Origin of the sequence: Cetobacterium sp. ZWU0022 (assembly GCF_000800875.1) — a bacterium.
Taxonomy (GTDB): Bacteria; Fusobacteriota; Fusobacteriia; order Fusobacteriales; family Fusobacteriaceae; genus Cetobacterium_A.
Map to the genome: position 1 here is coordinate 1 of NZ_JRJZ01000031.1, position 4,106 is coordinate 4,106.

At 28.9% G+C, this 4,106-nt stretch carries 5 protein-coding genes; all 5 read right to left on the bottom strand.

What is annotated here, in order from left to right:
- A partial coding sequence (locus tag L988_RS02110; RefSeq protein WP_047381097.1) for a type I restriction endonuclease occupies nt 1-801 on the bottom strand: 801 nt, incomplete at its 3' end.
- A 26-nt stretch (nt 802-827) separates the two neighbouring features.
- Nucleotides 828-1,655, bottom strand: coding sequence for a Fic family protein (locus tag L988_RS02115; protein ID WP_047381099.1), 828 nt, complete (start codon nt 1,653-1,655; stop codon nt 828-830).
- Nucleotides 1,656-1,676: 21 nt separating this feature from the next.
- A complete protein-coding gene (locus L988_RS02120; protein ID WP_047381102.1) occupies nt 1,677-2,189 on the bottom strand; it encodes a hypothetical protein in 513 nt (170 codons plus the stop codon).
- Nucleotides 2,190-3,419, bottom strand: a complete 1,230-nt coding sequence (locus L988_RS02125) for a restriction endonuclease subunit S (protein WP_047381105.1) — start codon at nt 3,417-3,419, stop codon at nt 2,190-2,192.
- Between the two features lie 32 nt (nt 3,420-3,451).
- A partial coding sequence (locus L988_RS02130) for an N-6 DNA methylase (protein WP_047381103.1) occupies nt 3,452-4,106 on the bottom strand: 655 nt, incomplete at its 5' end.

Here is a 4,106-nt window from a genome sequence, read left to right on the forward strand (position 1 = left end):
GGCAAAGAACTGGTGATACTGAGCTAATATCTTTATCTTTTCATTTTTACTTTGAAGAAATAGGATATAATCATGAGTTAACTCTAATACTCTTTCCTTAGATAGCATTCCACGAGTTAAAACTTCCATCATTAAAGAGTTTGTATCGGCTATTGTAACCCCATCTATACTTCTAAAGCTCATAAATCTCTCTTCATTTGATGATATCGTTCCAGCTTTTGCATTAACTCCATCACTTATAATGATAAAAGAGTTATATTTAAAAAGATTCCCAATCTCATATTTATATCTTTCAATTTGAGTATATGCTTCTTTTATACCTACATTATCATTACTTAGAGATTTTAACTCTATAACTACAAGAGGTAATCCATTGATAAATAGTATTATATCTGGTCTACGTCTAGATTTTCCCACTATTGTAAATTGATTTATTGCTTGAAACTCATTTTTTTTAATATTTTTAAAATCTATTAAATATATTTTTCCACCAGAACGTTTGTTCCCATCCTTGTCTTTATACTCTCCTACATCCACTCCATTGACTAGCATATTATGAAACTCTTCATTACTCTTAATCAAGTTAGGATGTGAAAGTAGTATTACTTTTCTAATAGCTTCCTCTTTAGTAGAGGTTGGCATATCTTTATTTATGTTATAAACTGCTGTTCTTAAATTATCTTCTAGTATTACTGAATGATAGTCATCTCTCTCTAATTTTCTACCATCAATACATTCCCATCCCAAATCTTCTAATATTTCAAGATAGGCTACTTCTAATTCATCCTCTGTAAAATTCATTGCTATGCCCCCTAAATTATTTTGATTTATTCAAAAATTTTTATCTCTTTTAATTCAATGTCTTTGCTGTATAAAAGCTTCAAAAAAAACTCTTCTAAATATGTAAAATTAGGAGATATTTTTTTGGGAATATTGCTGTAATTTAAAGCCACCAAAGAGTTTCTGAAATACATTGAATTTTCTCTGAAAAGATCATTATTTACAATATAGCCCATACTTAAAAGATATTTCTGAATGAAAACTGCAACAGTTCGAGTATTTCCTTCTATAAAAGGGTGTATCTGCCATATTGCAGATGTAAATCGAGCTAAACTTTTAATCTGCTTATCTAAACTCATTTCTGAATAATTTTTACTGCTTTCATTTTCAAAATCATATTTCAGAAACTCATCTATTGTAGTGTACTCTCCATATATAACAGTATCACCATTTAAAACTGGTTCTTTTTTAGAGATATTGTATTTTCTGTATTCTCCAATGCTGTTATCTCTTTCATCTAGTAGAAGTTCAGAAAAAAGTTTTCTATGAATACTCTTCAGTTGAATAGGACTAAAAACAAAAGCTCTATCTTCTAGAAGTTTTGCAATTCTTGTAGAGACTATGTCACACTCCATTTCAGAATAATTGATAGAATTTTTATCCTGTTTACTGTAATAATTTTTTAAATCCTTCTCTATTTCATCAAAGGTCTTTTTTCCTTCTATAGATTCTTTTGTAAGTTGGATAAGATAAGAGGATGGAGTTAATCCATCTACCTCATTTAACCCTATTCCAACTTCCCAGTTTTCTATTCTCTTTTCCACTGGGGTATCATACTCTTTTATGATTTCATATCGAATATCTTTTAGCGTCATTTTAATTTTTTCACCTCATTTTTAAAATGGAAAATCTTCACCTGAGTAATCTATATCTATAATCTCTGAACCATCATCATCTTCATAAATACAGTCATCATATTTGCTTCTAAACTCTTCTAACATAAAACTTTTTTTCAGAATATTATTTAATTTAGTTCCTGAGTAATTACTTCCTAATTTTTCAAATCCATCTTTTAAAACTTTTAAATATTTTTTCTCCATAGGAACTAAAGTATATAGAAGACTCTCTTTATATATAACAGTTGGATTATCTAAAGAAAAGAGATTCTTAAATCCAGATAACTTTAACTTATTATTTTCTACTTTTTCCACTTTCCTAAATTGAATCTTATTACCATAGAATTGATTTTTATCAATAGGACTTACCTGTCTATAATAAACAAGAACTCCATCACCATTTTCTAACCTGTCTAAAGATTTTAAAGGATTATTATTTAAAAAATTCTCTATCTCTTCAAAAGCTAAATCAGAAACTTTAATCATTTTTTCATCACAACAACTACATTTCATCTATACCTCAACCTCCCCACTCATAAGTTTAGGAAGAAGAGTATCTCTTATTTCAGTTAGAGATTGGATTTCTTTTTCTAAGTTCTGAATTTTTTTATTAAAAGATTCTGTAATTTCAAAATATTTTTTTAAAATTAAATCTGATGGAATTGTAATATTTATACTTTTCATTCCCTGACTTGATATTTCTTTAAATGTTGAACCCCCCGCAATTGATTCTATATGAGGAGTTATTTCTTTAAGCAATTGATAAATAAATTCAGTGTTTTCAGAATTATTAGGAATAATAGATTTAAACCCTTGATTAGTTGTTACGTTTACTTCAGCTATAGCCAAATATCCAATGGGAGCTCTTGAACTAAATAAAACTGTTCCTTTTGGAAGAAGTTTTGTACTACTTTTAGCCAATCCTTTTTCTGTTATATCTAAACTTCCTTTTGTTATGAATTTATTTTTATTTAAAGATAAATCTTTTGGTGTTATCCATGGTATTCCATTTTTAGTATAATATTCTTCATTAGATTTGGAAGGTGTTCCTCCGCTTGCAATTATTCCTATATTCTCAAAGTTTCCTACTTCCCATCCCTCTGGAATCTCTCCAAGTTCACTATCTACCATTTTTCCACCACTACTTCTATATGGCTCTCCATTCTCATTTGGGAAATCAAAATCTATAAACCATCTTTTGAAAAGAGTTTGTGCCATCTCTTCAAGAGTTTTATTCATTTCATTATTGATTTCTATTTTATCATCAAGAGCTGATAATATTGAGGTTATCTTTTCTTGGGTTTCTAGTGGTGGTAAATCAATTTCTAATTTCCTTAAATCTTTTAATAAAAGATTTTTTTGAACAGAACCTCCTGAAAGGTTTATTAATTTATTAACTTTAGAACTCAACACATAATACAAATATTTAGAATTCACTTTATCTTTATTTGGTTTAATAATAGCTACACTTTTTTGAAATGTCGTTTTTCTAACTTTTTTATTATTTTTTATAAAAACCATTTTACCAATAGTTCCACTATTAGTTATCAAAATATCTTCATCTTCTAACTTAGTTCTTTTATCTACTTCTAAAAAATCATTTTCTGTAATTTGACGAGCATTATCATAATTAATTTTTCCATTATTTATATCTTTCACACTGATAAAAAAATAACCTGAATTAGGTTCATCTTTACAATTTCCATGTTTCCCATCTGTTATATTTAAACAAATTTCTTCCATATAAAATCTATTATTTACTTTATTCTCCACCATTATATATCAAATCCTAACTTAGCTAGATTAGCTCTTATCTCTTCTTCTAGGTGTCTACTCTTTTGGAATTGTTCAGCTAGTTTTGCACTTAGATCTGCCATCTTTTCCTCGTAAGGTATTCCATCATCCTCTGCCTCTTCTATTCCTACATATCTTCCTGGAGTTAATATATATTCATGACCTTTTACCTCTTCAAGTGTTGCACTCTTACAGAATCCTTGAACATCTTCATACTCTTCTTCACCTTTATATGAACCTCTCCACATATGGTAAGTATCAGCTATCTTTTGAATATCTTCAGATGATAACTCTCTTAAACTTCTTTCTACAAGAGCACCCATTTTTCTAGCATCTATAAATAGAATCTCTCCATCTCTTTCTCTATGCTTAGGGTTACTTTTGTTTCTATTTAAGAACCATATACAAGCTGGAATTCCAGTAGTTAAAAATAATTTATCAGGAAGAGCTACAACGCAATCAACCAGATCATCCTCTATCATATTTTTTCTAATCTCTCCCTCATTTGAAGTGTTAGATGATAGTGATCCATTTGCTAGAACTATTCCAGCTGTTCCATTTGGTGATAAATGGTGTGCCATATGTTGTAGCCAAGCATAGTTAGCATTTCCCTCTGGAGGTGTACCATATTTCCAT

What these genes read in the sequence shown, in the direction of transcription:
- L988_RS02125 (WP_047381105.1), bottom strand. Translation starts at nt 3,419, where the DNA reads ATGGAAGAAATTTGTTTAAATATAACAGATGGGAAACATGGAAATTGT.
- L988_RS02115 (WP_047381099.1), bottom strand. Translation starts at nt 1,655, where the DNA reads ATGACGCTAAAAGATATTCGATATGAAATCATAAAAGAGTATGATACC.
- L988_RS02120 (WP_047381102.1), bottom strand. Translation starts at nt 2,189, where the DNA reads ATGAAATGTAGTTGTTGTGATGAAAAAATGATTAAAGTTTCTGATTTA.